The following is a 14,379-nucleotide window of genomic DNA, read 5'->3' as shown; positions in this document are numbered from 1 at the left end:
CCAACGACGCGAGGAGCAGGGATGCACGGGCAGGTCATGAGGACCGAGCGGCTGACGCCCGGGCTGGTGCGGGTGGTGCTGGGCGGCCCCGGTCTCGCGGGGTTCTCGATACCCGATGCCACCGACGCCTACGTCAACCTGGCGTTCGCGCCGCCGGACGCGCCGTACGGCGGCGCCTTCGACCCGGCCCGGGTGCGCGACGAGCACCCCCGCGAGCTCTGGCCGGTCCGGCGCCGGTACACCGTGCGCCGCTGGGACCCGGCGGCCGGGGAGCTGACGCTCGACTTCGTGGTCCACGGCGACGCGGGCGTCGCCGGCCCGTGGGCCGCATCCGCGCGGCCCGGCGACGTGCTGGTCCTCCAGGGACCGAGCGGCGGGTACCGCCCCGACCCCGCCGCGGACTGGCACCTGATGCTCGGCGACGAGTCGGCCGTCCCGGCGATCGCCGCGTCGCTCGAGGCGCTTCCGAGCGGCGCGGTCGCCGTCGTGCGTCTCGTGTGCGACGGCCCCGCCCACGAGCTGTCGCTCCCCTCCCCAGCGTCCGTCGACCGGGTGTGGCTGCACCGCACCGGCGCCGACAGCGACGCCGACCTGCTGCCGGCCAGCGTGCATGACCTCGCGTTCCCCGCCGGGCGGGTGCACGCGTTCGTCCACGGCGAGGCGGACGAGGTCCGCGCCCTCCGGCGGCACCTGCTCGCGGACCGCGGACTGTCGCGCTCCGACATGTCCTGTTCGCCGTACTGGCGGCGATCGATGTCCGACGAGGTGTGGCGTGAGGTCAAGCGCGAGTACGTCGCCGCCATGGAGGCCGACGTCGCCTGACGGCAGTGCTGGGGGCTACAGGTCCGCCGCCGCCGTCTTGATCCGCGCCTCGGCCCATGCCCAGTCGATGCGCTCCTGCTCGAGCCGCACCCGGTCGCCGAGGCGGTCGGTGACCAGGTCGTCGTAGAGGTCGACCTCCTGCGCCGACAGCCGTGTCAACCTCGCCCTCGTCGGCAGGCTTCAGACAGGCTGCCGCAATGTGCCCGCACGTGGTTCGGGCCGAGATGCCGAATCGGTGCTACCGCCTTGCCGCGCAGGGTGGCGTGCCAGCACACCGCGAAGACGACGAAGGCCCGGTCTGGCGACCGGGCCTTCGTCGGTGGTACCCCGTACGGGATTCGAACCCGTGCTTCCGGCGTGAGAGGCCAGCGTCCTGGGCCGCTAGACGAACGGGGCAAGTGTTTCAGTTGTCGCTCTGCGAGCAACCCGAGAGACCTTATCGGACCCGGGCTACTCGCTCAAAATCGCGGCTCCGTGGCGAACTCCGGGCCGCGATCTCGCTGGGATACTAGGACTCGAACCTAGACTAACTGAACCAGAATCAGTCGTGCTGCCAATTACACCATATCCCACTGACTTACCAGTCTTATGCCGTCCCGCCGAGGCGGTTGGGCACGGTGGAGAAGACTACACGCGACCTCTCGGAGCGACCAATTCGCCTGCCCCTGCAGGGGTCTCGGTGGTCGTGCGCAGGCCGATACGCCGCGCCACGAGCAGCACCAGCGCGAGGTAGACGAGCGACTGGGTGAGCGTCACCGGGATCGACCACCAGCTGTCGCCGGTGGGGTTCAGCGTGGACGCCATGTCGCCGTACGCGAGCGCCAGGCCGAAGGCGAGCCAGTTGTTGAGCACGTGCATCGCGATGCCCGCCTCGAGGCCCCCGGTCAGGACCACCAGCAGGCCCGCGACGAGCCCGAACGCGAAGCGGTCGAAGAACACAGGCGCGCTCTGGGCGCCGTGCGCGAGGGCGAACAGCAGCGCCGGGAAGAGGACGGCGGCCCAGGCGCGGCCGAACAGCCCGCCGAACGCCTGGGTGAGGTAGCCGCGGAACATGTACTCCTCCCCCGCGGCCTGCAGCGGCGTGAGCAGCAGCACGACGAGCAGGAAGTCGCGGGTCGTCGAGGTGAAGTCGTTGAGCTGACCGCTGACCTCGGTCCCCTCGCCCTGGGACGGCACCACCACCGACACGAGGAGCGTCGCCACCAGCGCGATCATCGACAACCCGAAACAGGTGAGGAACCAGCCCCAGCGCATCCGGGGCCGTACCGACGCGAGCCACCCGGGCCGCAACCCGTGCAGCACCCGGGAGATCAGCCACACCGCCGGGATCGCGCAGGCCAGCACCACGTTGAGGTACGCCAGCCCGAGCGGGGTCGGGTCGTCGAGGTCGAGCAGCCGGTCGATGCCGTCGACGACATCACGGCCGGCGAGCGCCAGCCCCAGCGCGAACGGCAGCTGGACCAGCACCGGGATCACGACCAGGAACGCCAGTCCCAGGCTCAGCACGCCCACGATCGGCCGCCAGGAGCCGCGCCACCCCCCGCGGTGGATCAGGTGGTAGGGCCGGCCGGGCACGTCCGGCACCGTCGGTCCCCCAACCTCAGGCAAGGGCGCTCTGCAGCCGCTGCAGCGATCGCTCGCGGCCCAGCAGCTCCATCGACTCGAACAGCGGCGGGGAGACCCGACGACCGGTCACGGCGACCCGGACCGGGCCGAACGCGTTGCGCGGCTTGAGTCCCATCCCCTCGACCAGCTCGGCCTGGAGGGCCGCCTGGATCGCGCCGGCCGACCACTCGCCGAGGTGCTCCAGCGCGTCGAGCGAGCGGCGTACGACGGCGCGGCCGTCGTCGTTCAGCAGCTTCTCCACGTCGGCCTCGTCGCGGGTGAACGCGTCCTCGTCGACGAACAGGAAGCCGAGCATGTCCACCGACTCGGTGAGCTTGTTGATGCGCTCGGCCACGAGCGGCATCGCGAGCTCGAGCAGCTGGGTGTCCGCGGCGTTGACCGGGTCGGACAGCACGCCCGCGTCCTTGAGGAACGGCAGCACCCGCTCGGTGATCTCGTCGAGCGAGAGCATCCGCATGTGCGCGGCGTTGATCGCCTCGGCCTTCTTGAGGTCGAAGCGCGCCGGGTTGGGGTTGACGTCCTTGATGTCGAAGGCCTCGACCATCTCCTCGAGGTCGAACACGTCGCGGTCCGCCGCGATCGCCCAGCCGAGCAGCGCGAGGTAGTTGAGCAGGCCCTCGGGCAGGAAGCCCTGGTCGCGGTAGAGGAACAGGTGGGACTCGGGGTCGCGCTTGGAGAGCTTCTTGTTGCCCTCCCCCATCACGAACGGCAGGTGGCCGAACTCCGGCATCACCTTGCCGATGCCGAGCTCGACCAGTGCCGCGTGCAGCGGGATCTGGCGGGGCGTGCTGGAGAGCAGGTCCTCGCCGCGGAGCACGTGGGTGATCTCCATCAGCGCGTCGTCGACCGGGTTGACCAGCGTGTAGAGCGGGTCGCCGTTGGCACGGGCGAGCGCGAAGTCGGGCACGAACTGGGTCTCGAACGTGATGTCGCCGCGGACCAGGTCGTGCCAGGTGATCGAGCCGTCGGGCATCCGGAACCGGACGACGGGCTCGCGGCCGAGCGTGCGGAACGCCGCGACCTGCTCGTCGGTCAGGTCGCGGCAGAAGCCGTCGTACCCCATCACCTTGGAGCCGGAGGCCTTGCGCCGCGCGTCGACCTCGTCGGTGGTGCAGTAGCACTCGTAGGTGTACTTCGACTCCGCGAGCCGGGCGAGCACGTCGCGGTAGATGTCGCCGCGCTCGGACTGGAGGTAGGGCCCGTGCGGGCCGCCGACCTCGGGGCCCTCGTCCCAGTCGAGGCCCAGCCAGCGCATCGCGCCGATCATGGCGTCGTAGGACTCCCGGGTGCTGCGCTCACGGTCGGTGTCCTCGACGCGGAACACGAACGTGCCCTTGTGGTGACGCGCGAACGCCCAGTTGTAGAGCGCCGTGCGGGCGAAGCCGACGTGCGGCGAGCCCGTCGGGGACGGGCAGAAGCGGACGCGGACGTTGGTCACCTGGATGCCACCTTGTTCGTGAGGGTGCCGATGCCGGCGATCGAGACCTCGACCTCGTCGCCGACGTTCATGGGTCCGACACCCTCGGGGGTGCCGGTGAGGATGACGTCGCCGGGGAGCAGCGTCATCACGCTGGAGACATAGGCGACCAGCGTGGGGATGTCGAAGATCAGATCACTCGTCGAGCCGTCCTGCATGAGCTCGCCGTTGAGGTGGGTCTGCAGCTGCCGGCCCACGGCGAAGTCGTGCGGGTCGAGGTCGGTCTCGATCCACGGCCCGAGCGGGCAGAAGGAGTCGAAGCCCTTGGCGCGGGTGAACTGCACGTCGCTCTTCTGCAGGTCACGGGCGGTGACGTCGTTGGCGATCGTGTAGCCGTGGATGACGTCCGTCGCCTGCTCGGGGGGTACGTCGCGGCAGATCCGGCCGATCACGACCGCGAGCTCGCCCTCGTAGTGGAGGTTCTGGGTCTGCGGCGGGTAGAAGATCGGGTCCCCCGGGCCGACCACGCTGGTGTTCGGCTTGAGGAACATCAGCGGCTCGGTCGGGACGTCGCTGCCCATCTCCGCGGCGTGGGCGGCGTAGTTGCGGCCGATCCCGACGACCTTGCTGCGCGGCAGCACGGGTGCGAGCAGCCGCACGTCCTCGAGCCGGTGCTCCTGCTCGAGCAGCTTGACGCCGACGTACAGCGGGTCGCCGGCGAGCGCGACGATCACGCTGTCGGGATCAGGCTGTCCGTACTCGTCGACCTCGCCCGTGACCACGCCGTACAGCGGGTCCTCTCCCGTGGTGAACCTAGCGATGCGCACCAGGCGAGCCTACCCAGCGACTCGGCTCAGTCCCCGGTGAGGTGAAGCGTCGTCACCAGCTGCTCCTTGATCTGGGCGGCCGTCCACGGGAAGCGGACCCACCGCTCCTGCGAGAACATCCGCGTCTGGTCGTCCGACCAGGGTGACGCCGGGTCCTCGTACTGGCTGTAGGTGAGGATCGTGCGGGCCACCACCTCCTCGGTCCCGCGGAACGCGATCGCCTGGATGTACGACGACCCGCGGGTGACCGGGTCGAGCACGGGGTCGCCGAGCGTGCTGCTGACCGCGTTGGCGTCTCCGGAGAGATCGCCGAGGCCGCCACCGAGTGGCCAGCCGGCGGAGCCGCGGTCGCCCGAGCGGTGCAGCTCGCCGTAGGTGGCGGTCAGGTCGGGGTCGCGGTCGGTGACGCGTGCGATGGCGGCGGCCATCGCGTCGACGACCGGCTGCGAGGTGGACAGCGTGCGCGGCGTGGTCAGCGGCTGCGCGGCCGAGAACGGCACCTCCCAGAGGCGCACGTCGCGCTGGTCCGCGAGCGCGACGAACTCCTGGAAGATCGCCGCCCCGGCCGACGAGGTCGCGTCGGAGTGGCCGTCCCAGTCGTGCAGGACCCGGCAGGCCTCCGCGAGGCCGGTCGCGGCGCAGACCTGGTCGAGCCGGCCACCGGCACGGGCGACCTCGGCCGCATACACGCGGTTGGCGTGCTCGTGCGAGGCCAGCGTCGCCGGGTTCTCCTTGCCCACCTTCAGCCGGTCGCGGACGTAGGCCATCACGACCTTCGTGCGCATCGTGCGCTCGCAGGACTCGCAGCCGATGATGCGCGGGTAGCCGGTGAGCCGCACCCGGTCGTTCGGCATCCAGTAGGAGTCGTTGGCGTTCATCACCCAGTCGCGGCGGACCACCTCGGGAAGGTGCGAGGGGCCGAGGATCCCGGGCCGCTGGGCGTCCTTGTCGGTGCCCCATGCGCAGGTGGTGCCCGCCCGGGTGCCGTCGAGGCCCGGGAGGCCGGCGATGCCGAAGATCAGCCGGCCCGCGCCGGTCATGCACCGGTCCGCGAGCTGGTCGGTGACGTTCGGGGTGACCGCGTGGTCGGCGTACAGGACGTCGCCCGTGCGGTCGGCGGCGATGGTGTTCACCCACGGCATGCCGCCGCCCCGGTCCTGGCGGCGCAGCAGGTTGCCCACCGAGCTGGCCATGTCCATCGACAGGAACGTGTCGAACGTGCGCAGGTGCTCGACGTTGGCGTCGCGGAAGGCCCAGAAGCTGTCGTTGGTCCAGCCCATGAACAGGCTGGGTGCGTTCAGCACGTAGCCCTCGGGCGTGCGCCAGAGCGTGCGGGTCACGGTCTCGACGCCGGTGTCGGTGCCGACGTCGACCTGCACGTCGCGGCGCTCGAGCTCGGCGGTCTGCCCGCCGGCGGTGCGATAGCTGGTCGGCGTGCCGGCGGTCGTGTACTGGTACGGCGTGAACCGGTAGCCGGTCGAGACCGTGTGGCTCCACGCCACGTCCTTGTTGAACCCGATGTTGACGGCCGGGAAGCCGGTCAGTGCCCCGCCTGCGACGTTCATCTTGCCCGGCACGGTCAGGTGCAGCTGGGTGAAGCGGTAGCGGCCCAGCCACGGGAAGTGCGGGTTGCCGAGGATCATCCCGCGGCGCGTGGAGGTGTCGGCGCCGCCGACGGCCGTCGCGTTCGACCCGAACGCGTCATCCTGCTCGAGGGCCTCTCGGACCTCGGCGCGGGTCGGCCGCGGCGCGGGCCTCGCCCCGGCGGCGGGCGGCGTGGCGCTGGTGATCTGCGGCAGCAGCCGGCTCGTCGAGGAGATCAGCTGCGCGAGGTAGAACGCGTACCAGACGTCGGTGGTGGTGACGTCGGGCCTGATCCACTCCTCGTCCGCGCAGGCGGGGTCGGTGACCTCGTGGTCGCGCAGCCAGTCGTTGATGCCGGCGGTCTCGGCGACGACCATCGCCTTGGCCCGGGCGCTCGGCCCGGCGACCGGGTCGGCGAGGAGCTTCTCCACGACGCGGCGGTCGTGGAGGTCGGTGACGAGCGTGTCCCACTCGAGGTTCGTCGCGGAGCCGCCGACGTTGTCCCGGTACGTCGCGTCCGAGCCGTAGTGCAGGGACCGCTGCCCGCGCGCGGTGACCAGCGTGTCCATCAGGGTGCAGGTCGCCTCGGCGGTGGTGATCCAGCCGGCGCCGTACGCCACGCCCGGGAATGTGGCCGAGCGGACGTGCGGGATGCCGTGCTCGGTGATCTTGATCGTGACGTCGTACGGCGTGGTCCGCGCCGGCGCCGCCGCCCGCGGCGGAGGCGCCGCGTCCGCGGGCACGGCTGCCACGGCCACCGGGAGCAGGAGCAGGGTCGCGAGGAGGAGGTGTCCGCGGGTGTGACGCCGGACATACGGAAGATGCACCTGCGCAACCTAGTGCGCGACGGGGCCCTACGACAGGTAATCACCTCCCGGCACCCCGAAGAACTCCTCCAGCGTCGTCACCCCGGTGCGGTGCAGCTCGGCGGCCAGCTCGGTGCCCACGAAGCGCAGGTGCCAGGGCTCGGGGGCATAGCCCGTGACGTCGGTGCCGCCTGCCTGGTAGCGGACGATGAACCCGTAGCGCCACGCCTCGGCCGCAAGCCACCGCCCGCCGGGCGTGTCCGCGAAGCACTCGTCGAAGTCGCACCCCGGGTCGGCGGGCGTCACCAGGTCGACCGCGAGCCCGGTCTGGTGCTCGCTGTAGCCGGCCCGGGCCGAGACCCGGTCCGCCTCGGCCTGCCCGCGTTCCGCGACGTGCGCCGCATGGACGGCGAGCTGGTAGTCGTAGGACCGGAACGCGCTGGCGATCTTGAACCCGAGGCCCTCGCGGTCGGCCGCCGCGAGGAGCTGCTCGAGCGGCTCGGCGGCCGCGGTCGCGACCTGGTAGCCGCGCACCAGCGCGATCTCGGGCCGGAAGTCCGAGGGGTCGACGGGGTGGGTCTTGTTCACGACCACCCAGATGCTGCCGGGGTCGGTGGTCGAGTGCGCGCCCGTGTCGAACCCCCCGTCGTCGGGCGGGCAGCGGTGGTGGCCGCGGCCGGCGGATCCGGCCGCCGGAGGGTCCGGCGGTGGCGTCGGCAGTGCGGCACCGTCGGACAGGCTCTGGACGAGCAGACCGGCGCCGACGACGGCACCGACGGTCGCGACGGCCGCCGCAGCGAGCTTGGTGTTCCCCACGCTCGGTTGACCGGTGCGGCCTCCCCGGCGGTTGCATGCAACCGTTGGTGGGCCGACACCCGTCAGGTGGGTGAAGGGAGGCCCATGTGCGCACCGCTGATCGCACCACCGAGTTCGTCGCGTTCACCCGCGACCACCGCCGCGACCTGATGCGGACGGCGACGCTGCTGTGCGCCGGCGACGACGCGATGGCCGAGGATCTGGTGCAGACGACGCTGACCCGTCTCTACCTCTCCTGGGCACGGGTACGCCGGGCCGACAGCCCGCTGGCCTACGCCCGTCGCAGCCTCACCCACGTGTTCATCGACGAGACCCGTCGTGCGCACCGGCGGCGGGAGACCACCTCGGCCGACCCCGCGGGCGAGCTGGTGACCGAGCCCGTCGTACCGGGTGCGGATCCCGACGTCCGGGCGGTCGTGCTCGCGGCGCTCACCTCGCTCGGCCCGCGCCAGCGTGCCGTCGTGGTGCTGCGGCACTGGCACGACCTCGACGTCGCCGAGACCGCCCGGGTGCTCGGCTGCTCGCCCGGCACTGTGAAGTCGCAGAACGCCCGGGCCCTCGCCCACCTGCGCGCCGTGCTCGGCGCGGCAGACCACCTGTTGCTGGAGGTATCCCCATGACCCCGACCCACGACCTCAAGGACGCGCTCGGGCTGGTCGCCGAGACCGGCCGGCCGGTGCCCGACCCCGGCGACGACCTCGCCCGCGCCCAGGGCGCGGCCCGCGCGCGCACCCGGCGACGGTTCCGCGTCGGCCTCGCCGGCCTCGCGGTCGTCTCGGTGCTCGGCGTCGGCAGCGCGACCCTGCTGGACGGCACCGACCAGCGGACGACCCAGGTCTCGCCCGGAGGTGTCCAGCTCGTCGCGGAGCGGTTCGACGCCGCGCCGTACTCCTTCGACCTCACACCACGCGGGTGGTCGGTGCAGGGCCAGCGGCCGCAGACGGTGACGATCGCACCCGACGACGGCTCGACGTCCAGCCACCCCGACGACTTCGTCGGCAAGCTCGTGATCATGTTCGACGCCAACCCGCCGGACGGTCGGGAGGTCGAGCACGACGGCCGCACGTTCTGGGTGTCGGACTCAGGCGGCGGCTACACCACGATGGCCACCCGCACCCGCGGCGACGAGCCGGCCGGGGTGGTGCGCATCCAGTACCCGCGCGACGCGGGCTGGGACGAGGACTCGATGCTGGCGTTCCTGGCCAGCGTGCACGTGGGCGACACCGCGCAGCTCGGCATGGGCTGACGCCGCCTCGGCTCACACCAGCAGGTGCTCGAGCCCGCTCCGGGCGAACGCGGCGCGCACGTCCTCCTCGCCCTGCGTGAAGTGCGCCCAACTGTCGGCGTGGACGACCAGGACCTCGGGTTCGCCGAGCAGCCGAGCGGCCTCGACGACCTGGGGAGCCGTCAGCGTGAGGAAGCCGTCGACGAGCGGGGTGCGGGCCGCACCCGCGAACAGCACCGCAAGGTCGACGGCCGGCACCCGGCGGGCGACCTCGGCGACGACGTCGAGCGAGGCGTTGTCGCCGCTGACGTAGACCGTCGACTCTCCCGGCGCGGTGAGTACGAAGCCGATCACCGGGCCCGTCAGGTGCTCGGTCCCGTCCGGACCGTGCTGGGCGGGAACTGCGGTCACGGTCACCGGACCGACCTCGGTCGCGCTCCAGGGCTCGAGCCCGCGGACCGGGGCCTCGAGGCGACCGGCCGCGACGGTGGTGGTGAGCACCTGCGGCACCGTGGTCAGCAGGGCCCGGCCCGACGTGTCGAGGTTGTCGGGGTGTTGGTCGTGCGAGAGCAGGACCGCGTCGATCCGACCGAGATCCTCGGCCGACATCCGCGGTGGGCGGGTCTTGGTCAGCGACCGGCTGCCGACCGGGTAGTCGCCGGGCGGGTCGAACGTCGGGTCCACGAGGAAGCGGACTCCGGCGAGCTCGACCAGGACGGTCGGGCCGCCCACGTGGATCAGGGTCGGCGGCTGGGTGCGGGTGTCCATGCCCCGATCCTGTCGCATCCCTCTCAGAGCCGTTGCGGACCGGGGCCGTAGTCGGCCAGCGCGTCCTCGGGATTCAACAGTCGACAGGCCTTCATCGACAGACAGCCGCACCCGATGCACCCGTTGAGCTCCTTCTCGAGTCGCTCGATCTGCGATCGGCGCTCCTCGAGCGTCCGCTTCCACCGGGTCGACACGCGCCGCCAGTCGTGCGCCGTCGGTCGCCGGTCGTGCGGCAGCGGCTCGAACGCGTCCCGGACGTCGGAGAGTGGGATGCCCAGCCGCTTGGCGACCAGGATCAGCGAGATCCGTCGCACCATGTGCCGGGCATATCTCCGCTGGTTCCCCGGAGACCGATGCGACGAGATCAGGCCCAGCGACTCGTAGTAGTGCAGCGCCGACGCGGCGACGCCAGTGCGCCGCGACACCTCGCCGACGGACAGCGCGTCGTCCGGGTGCGCCACCACGCAGCCTCCTTGACCTCAAGTTCACTTGAGATTCTAGCGTCACGGCTATGACGACGAACACCGACACCGACCTGTCCGCCCGGCCGCCCACGCCCCCCACAGGCTGGGCCGAGCTGCGCCCGTACGCCGGCTCGGTCACGGTGCTGGCCGGCGGCATCCTGACCCAGGCGCTGACCATCTATCTGACAGCGAGCCTGCTCCCCTCGACCGTGTCCGACATCGGCGGGCAGGACGTCTACGCCTGGGTGACGACGGCGTACCTGCTGTGCAGTGTGGTGTCCGCGACCTTGGTGAGCCGTGTGCTGGCATGGCTCGGGGGCGTGCGGGCCTACCTGGTCGGATTGGGCGGCTTCGCCGCGGGCTCGCTGGTCTGCGCGCTCGCGCCGAACATCGCCACGATGCTGGTCGGGCGTGCCCTCCAAGGCCTCGGCGGCGGCCTGCTCGCGGGACTCGCCTTCGCACTCGTGCGCAGCGCGTTGCCGGAGCGGCTGTGGGGTCGCGGCTCCGCGGTCATCTCCGCCATGTTCGGCATCGGAACCCTCGTCGGCCCCGCCGTCGGCGGACTGTTCGCCGAATGGGACGCGTGGCGCGGTGCGTTCGCCACCATGGCCGTGGTGACGCTCGCGCTGGCGACGTTGGTGCCGCGGGTCCTGCCTCGCGCCGGTTCGGCACTCCGAGTCGAACCCTTTCCGGCGGGTTCGCTGCTGCTCTTGCTGGCCGCCACGACTGGGCTCAGCCTCGCCGGCATCGTCGACGGCAGGGGCGCGGTGGTGACCCTCCTGGCCCTCTCGGGAGTGCTGCTGGTCGCGTTCCTCCGGTGGGACCGCGGCACTGACGCACGGATCCTCCCAGCGGCGACCTATCTCTCCTCCTCAAGCCTGCGGTGGGTCCTCCTCGCCAACGCGCTCACGACCGTGGCCGTGGTGACCGAGGCGTTCACCCCCATGTTCGGCCAACGCATCGCCGGCCTTCCCCCGCTTGCCGCCGGTTTCCTCGGCGCGACGATCTCCGCCGGTTGGGCGTTCACCGGCCTGTTCAGTGCCCACACCGACTCCGTGAAAGCACGGCGCTCGATGATCAGCGGCGGCGCCGCCCTCGTCGCTGCCGGACTGCTGGCCGCCTGCGTCGTTCAGGTCGTCGGCGGTGACTCCTCCTCCACCGTGGCGGGCTGGGGTGTCGCTCTGGTCGTCGCGGGCGTCGGGATCGGTCTCGCGTTCCCGCACCTGACCGTCGCCGCGATGAGCAGCAGCCGAGACGAGACCGAGGCCGGCAAGGCGGCCGCGGCGATCCCCACCGTTGGCCTCATCGCACAGACGGTCGGCGCCGCGTTCGGCGGTCTCCTCGTCAACGCGGGTCTGCCCTCGACCACCGACGCCGCACGCAACCTCTTCCTCGGGCTCGGGATGGTCGCCGCCCTCGGGACTGTCGCGGCGCGCGCGTCACTGCGCGCACTCGACGAGGGAGGCCGCACCGCCGGCTGAGCCACCGCGAACGCCTAGGCTCGACCCGTGGAGTGGTTGAGTCGCAAGGAGTGGGAGCAGCAGGCAGCCGCCCACGGTGATCGCCTGCTCCCGTATGTCGGGCCGCACCTACAGCGACGACGCAGCGGCGTCCGGCACCCGGTCCACGACTTCCTGTTCACCTACTACTCCCACCGCCCCGCCCAGCTGCGGCTCTGGCATCCGGGGTACGGCGTGGCGCTCGCCGATGCGCCGGAGTACGCCGGGCTCAAGGGGTACGCCGACGGGACGGTCACCGACGAGTTCGTCGCGTCCCAGCGGCCGCTGCTGGAGTCGCTGCGTCGACTGCTTCGCGCGACCGCGGAGCGGCCGGCGAACTTCGGCTGCTTCGGCATGCACGAGTGGGCGATGGTCTACCGGCTCTCCGAGGACGAGACCCGCCACTCCGCCTGGCCGCTGCGGCTCGGCGCGGCTGGCACCGACACGGTCGTGGAGTCGCACCGGATCGCGTGCTCGCACTTCGACGCCTACCGGTTCTTCACCCCCGCCGCCGCCCCGATGAACACGCTGCGTCCCACGGCGGCCGAACGGCCGGCGTACGAGCAGCCGGCCTGCCTGCACGCGGGCATGGACCTCTACAAGCACGCCTTCCGGCTCACGCCGATGATCAGCTCCGACCTGGTGGCCGACTGCTTCGAGCTGGCGTGGGACATCCGGGTGCTCGACATGCGCGCCGCGCCGTACGACCTCTCCGGCCTGGACGACGGCGCGTTCGAGCCGGTGCGCGTCGAGACGGCCGCCGGCAAGGCGGAGTACGTCGAGGCGCAGCGCGGCTTCGCCGAGCGCGGGGCTCCGCTGCGGGCCAGGCTCGTCGCCGAGTGCGAGCGGCTGGTCGGCTGAGGTCGGTCAGACCCGCTTCGGCACGTGCCCGGTCAGCCCGAACATCCAGCGCATCGCCTTGTGGCCGCCGTCCGCGGTGGGGTCGAACATGCACGGGCAGCCGCCGGGGATCACGGACACGCCGTTCTCTCGGCCGTACGCCGCGGCCTTCTCCGAGACGCTGCCGGCGCCGGGACCGCGGTGCATCCACACGTGCTTGATGCCGAGGTCGACGCACTCGTGCATGGTCGACTCGGCGATCGACGGGCGGGTGCCGATGACGACCGCCTCGACGCCGCCCGGCACGGACTTGAGGTCCGGGTAGCACACGTCGCCCTCGGCACGCTCGGCGTTCGGGTTGATCGCGAACACCTCGTATCCACGGTCGCGCAGCCGCTGGTAGACCGCGTTCGCGCCATGGCCCTTCGCGGCGTGGGACACGCCGGTGACGGCGATCCGCTTGTGCGACAGGAACTCCGTCGCCGCATCCTTCATCGTGACCACGAGACACCTCCGGAACAGGGCGGGTCACGTCGGCACGGGGCCGGGCCGGCTCTCCCGCCTCCGCTCTCGATGCTGGCCGTCGTCCTCGTGGCGGACCAGAGTCGAATGTCCCACGGGGTGACCTTCGGCCCTAGAAAGACCAAAGTGTCGGGCGTAGCGTCGCAGCCATGGGAGCACCCGAACCGCAGTGCCTGCTCCGGCCAGGTGACTGGTGCCGGATGTGCCAGCCGGGGGCGCACGGACCCGAGGACTGCCAGCTCGTCGCGCTCGTGCTCAGCGACCCGGACCTCAAGGCCCGGCTCGACGAGATCTGGCGCGAGCACGCGCCCGCCGGCTGACCGACGCGGCACCCGAGGCGCCCAGGACGGCACCTCAGGTGGAGGTCCACGGCCGCGCGGCGGACCAGGCTCGTGGCCATGACCACGATGCAGGCGCCCGGCCTCGCCACCACCCCCGTCTCCCCCACCGTCTCGTGGCCGCGTGCGGCCGCCGCCGTACCCATCTCCGCCGCGGCGGGCGTGCTGCTCGGCGTGGGCGACCTGTGGTGGAACATCAACAGTCCCGGGCCATGGGCCACGGTCGCCAACTCCTGCGCGGGCTGGGCGATCGCGCCCTTCGTGCTCGGCGCGCTCCTCACTCTGGTCCTGCGCACCGGCGCGGCCACGGCCGCGGCCAGCGGCGTGGTGATGCTCGGCGTGGCCGTCGAGGCCTACTACGTGGCGGGCGTCGTCTGGCTCGGTGACGATCCGAGCATCGTCACCTCGCCGGTCGCGCACTACTGGCTGGTGCTCGCGATCCTCGTCGGGTCGACCCTCGGCGCGGCCGGCGCCTGGGCCGCGGGCCGGTCAACGTGGTTGGCCGCGCCCGGCACCGCGTTGGGCGCGGCACTCCTGCTCGGCGACGCGCTCCAGCTCTGGCAGCTCTCGTACGGCGGCACCGAGCCCGAGGCCCGGATCCTGGCACTCCTCGGGGTGGCCGTGCTCCTCGCCTCGCTGCGCCGCCCGCTGGTGACGCTCGGCGCGCTCGTGCTCTGCGCGCCGCTCACGGTCGCGGTCGCCGCGTGCTTCGTGGGGACCGGCGTCGTGCTCTGACCGCCGAGCGCGCGGACACGTGGGATGAGACTCCGATCACCGCGCACCTGGGCAATTTGACCCTTCCGCGTCTCGCACCACAGCGAGACG

General features: G+C 72.0%; 16 protein-coding genes and 2 tRNA genes. 7 read left to right on the top strand and 11 right to left on the bottom strand.

The window, feature by feature from the left end; genetic code table 11:
- Nucleotides 1–21: 21 nt before the first annotated feature.
- Complete coding sequence (locus QQZ14_RS22850; protein WP_284536728.1) at nucleotides 22–822, top strand: siderophore-interacting protein; 801 nt, start codon at nucleotides 22–24, stop codon at nucleotides 820–822.
- A gap of 15 nt (nucleotides 823–837) precedes the next feature.
- Here QQZ14_RS22850 and QQZ14_RS22845 read toward each other — a convergent pair whose 3' ends face one another.
- The 8 genes from QQZ14_RS22845 to QQZ14_RS22810 form a co-directional block, all read right to left on the bottom strand.
- Nucleotides 838–981 carry a Wadjet anti-phage system protein JetD domain-containing protein gene (locus QQZ14_RS22845; RefSeq protein ID WP_284536727.1) on the bottom strand — a complete coding sequence of 48 codons (144 nt, stop codon included), beginning with the start codon at nucleotides 979–981 and terminating at the stop codon, nucleotides 838–840.
- Nucleotides 982–1,142: 161 nt separating this feature from the next.
- Nucleotides 1,143–1,218 (bottom strand) — tRNA-Glu (locus QQZ14_RS22840).
- A 104-nt stretch (nucleotides 1,219–1,322) separates the two neighbouring features.
- A tRNA-Gln gene (locus QQZ14_RS22835) sits at nucleotides 1,323–1,394 on the bottom strand.
- Between the two features lie 55 nt (nucleotides 1,395–1,449).
- The gene (locus QQZ14_RS22830) at nucleotides 1,450–2,406 is read right to left on the bottom strand and encodes a CPBP family intramembrane glutamic endopeptidase (protein ID WP_284536726.1); all 957 of its coding nucleotides are present in this window, start codon (nucleotides 2,404–2,406) and stop codon (nucleotides 1,450–1,452) included.
- A gap of 16 nt (nucleotides 2,407–2,422) precedes the next feature.
- Nucleotides 2,423–3,886, bottom strand: coding sequence for a glutamate--tRNA ligase (gene gltX / locus QQZ14_RS22825; protein ID WP_284536725.1), 1,464 nt, complete (start codon nucleotides 3,884–3,886; stop codon nucleotides 2,423–2,425).
- Entirely contained in the window at nucleotides 3,883–4,692 is an 810-nt protein-coding gene (locus QQZ14_RS22820; RefSeq protein WP_284536724.1) for a fumarylacetoacetate hydrolase family protein, read from the bottom strand. Before QQZ14_RS22820 ends, gltX begins: the two co-directional genes overlap by 4 nt.
- Before the next feature lie 26 nt (nucleotides 4,693–4,718).
- Entirely contained in the window at nucleotides 4,719–7,103 is a 2,385-nt protein-coding gene (locus QQZ14_RS22815; protein ID WP_284536723.1) for a penicillin acylase family protein, read from the bottom strand.
- Nucleotides 7,104–7,130: 27 nt separating this feature from the next.
- Complete coding sequence (locus QQZ14_RS22810; RefSeq protein WP_284536722.1) at nucleotides 7,131–7,898, bottom strand: M15 family metallopeptidase; 768 nt, start codon at nucleotides 7,896–7,898, stop codon at nucleotides 7,131–7,133.
- 86 nt (nucleotides 7,899–7,984) lie between these two features.
- Between QQZ14_RS22810 and QQZ14_RS22805 the strand changes: the two genes are divergently transcribed.
- Nucleotides 7,985–8,518, top strand: a complete 534-nt coding sequence (locus QQZ14_RS22805; protein ID WP_284536721.1) for a SigE family RNA polymerase sigma factor — start codon at nucleotides 7,985–7,987, stop codon at nucleotides 8,516–8,518.
- A complete protein-coding gene (locus tag QQZ14_RS22800) occupies nucleotides 8,515–9,144 on the top strand; it encodes a hypothetical protein (protein ID WP_284536720.1) in 630 nt (209 codons plus the stop codon). Before QQZ14_RS22805 ends, QQZ14_RS22800 begins: the two co-directional genes overlap by 4 nt.
- 12 nt (nucleotides 9,145–9,156) lie before the next feature.
- On the opposite strand, the gene QQZ14_RS22795 is transcribed toward QQZ14_RS22800, so the two are convergent.
- Together QQZ14_RS22795 and soxR are read right to left on the bottom strand one after the other, a co-directional pair.
- Complete coding sequence (locus tag QQZ14_RS22795; protein WP_284536719.1) at nucleotides 9,157–9,891, bottom strand: MBL fold metallo-hydrolase; 735 nt, start codon at nucleotides 9,889–9,891, stop codon at nucleotides 9,157–9,159.
- Between the two features lie 23 nt (nucleotides 9,892–9,914).
- A complete protein-coding gene (gene soxR, locus QQZ14_RS22790) occupies nucleotides 9,915–10,355 on the bottom strand; it encodes a redox-sensitive transcriptional activator SoxR (RefSeq protein WP_284536718.1) in 441 nt (146 codons plus the stop codon).
- Nucleotides 10,356–10,402: 47 nt separating this feature from the next.
- On the opposite strand from soxR, the gene QQZ14_RS22785 reads away from it, so the two are divergent.
- Both QQZ14_RS22785 and QQZ14_RS22780 read left to right on the top strand, forming a co-directional pair.
- Entirely contained in the window at nucleotides 10,403–11,836 is a 1,434-nt protein-coding gene (locus QQZ14_RS22785; protein WP_284536717.1) for an MFS transporter, read from the top strand.
- Between the two features lie 27 nt (nucleotides 11,837–11,863).
- Complete coding sequence (locus tag QQZ14_RS22780; protein ID WP_284536716.1) at nucleotides 11,864–12,715, top strand: 3-methyladenine DNA glycosylase; 852 nt, start codon at nucleotides 11,864–11,866, stop codon at nucleotides 12,713–12,715.
- A 6-nt stretch (nucleotides 12,716–12,721) separates the two neighbouring features.
- On the opposite strand, the gene QQZ14_RS22775 is transcribed toward QQZ14_RS22780, so the two are convergent.
- Nucleotides 12,722–13,189: a CoA-binding protein gene (locus tag QQZ14_RS22775; protein ID WP_284536715.1), complete on the bottom strand. Its 468-nt coding sequence runs from the start codon at nucleotides 13,187–13,189 to the stop codon at nucleotides 12,722–12,724.
- 176 nt (nucleotides 13,190–13,365) lie between these two features.
- On the opposite strand from QQZ14_RS22775, the gene QQZ14_RS22770 reads away from it, so the two are divergent.
- Nucleotides 13,366–13,536 (top strand): DUF6767 domain-containing protein, encoded by a 171-nt coding sequence (locus QQZ14_RS22770; RefSeq protein WP_284536714.1) that lies wholly within the window; start codon nucleotides 13,366–13,368, stop codon nucleotides 13,534–13,536.
- A gap of 78 nt (nucleotides 13,537–13,614) precedes the next feature.
- Nucleotides 13,615–14,289, top strand: coding sequence for a DUF6518 family protein (locus QQZ14_RS22765; RefSeq protein ID WP_284536713.1), 675 nt, complete (start codon nucleotides 13,615–13,617; stop codon nucleotides 14,287–14,289).
- Nucleotides 14,290–14,379 lie beyond the last annotated feature (90 nt).

Source organism: Nocardioides sp. T2.26MG-1, from assembly GCF_950101795.1.
Taxonomy (GTDB): Bacteria; Actinomycetota; Actinomycetes; order Propionibacteriales; family Nocardioidaceae; genus Nocardioides.
Note: the sequence above shows the minus strand (reverse complement) of the source record. Positions and strands in the feature narration are given on the sequence as shown.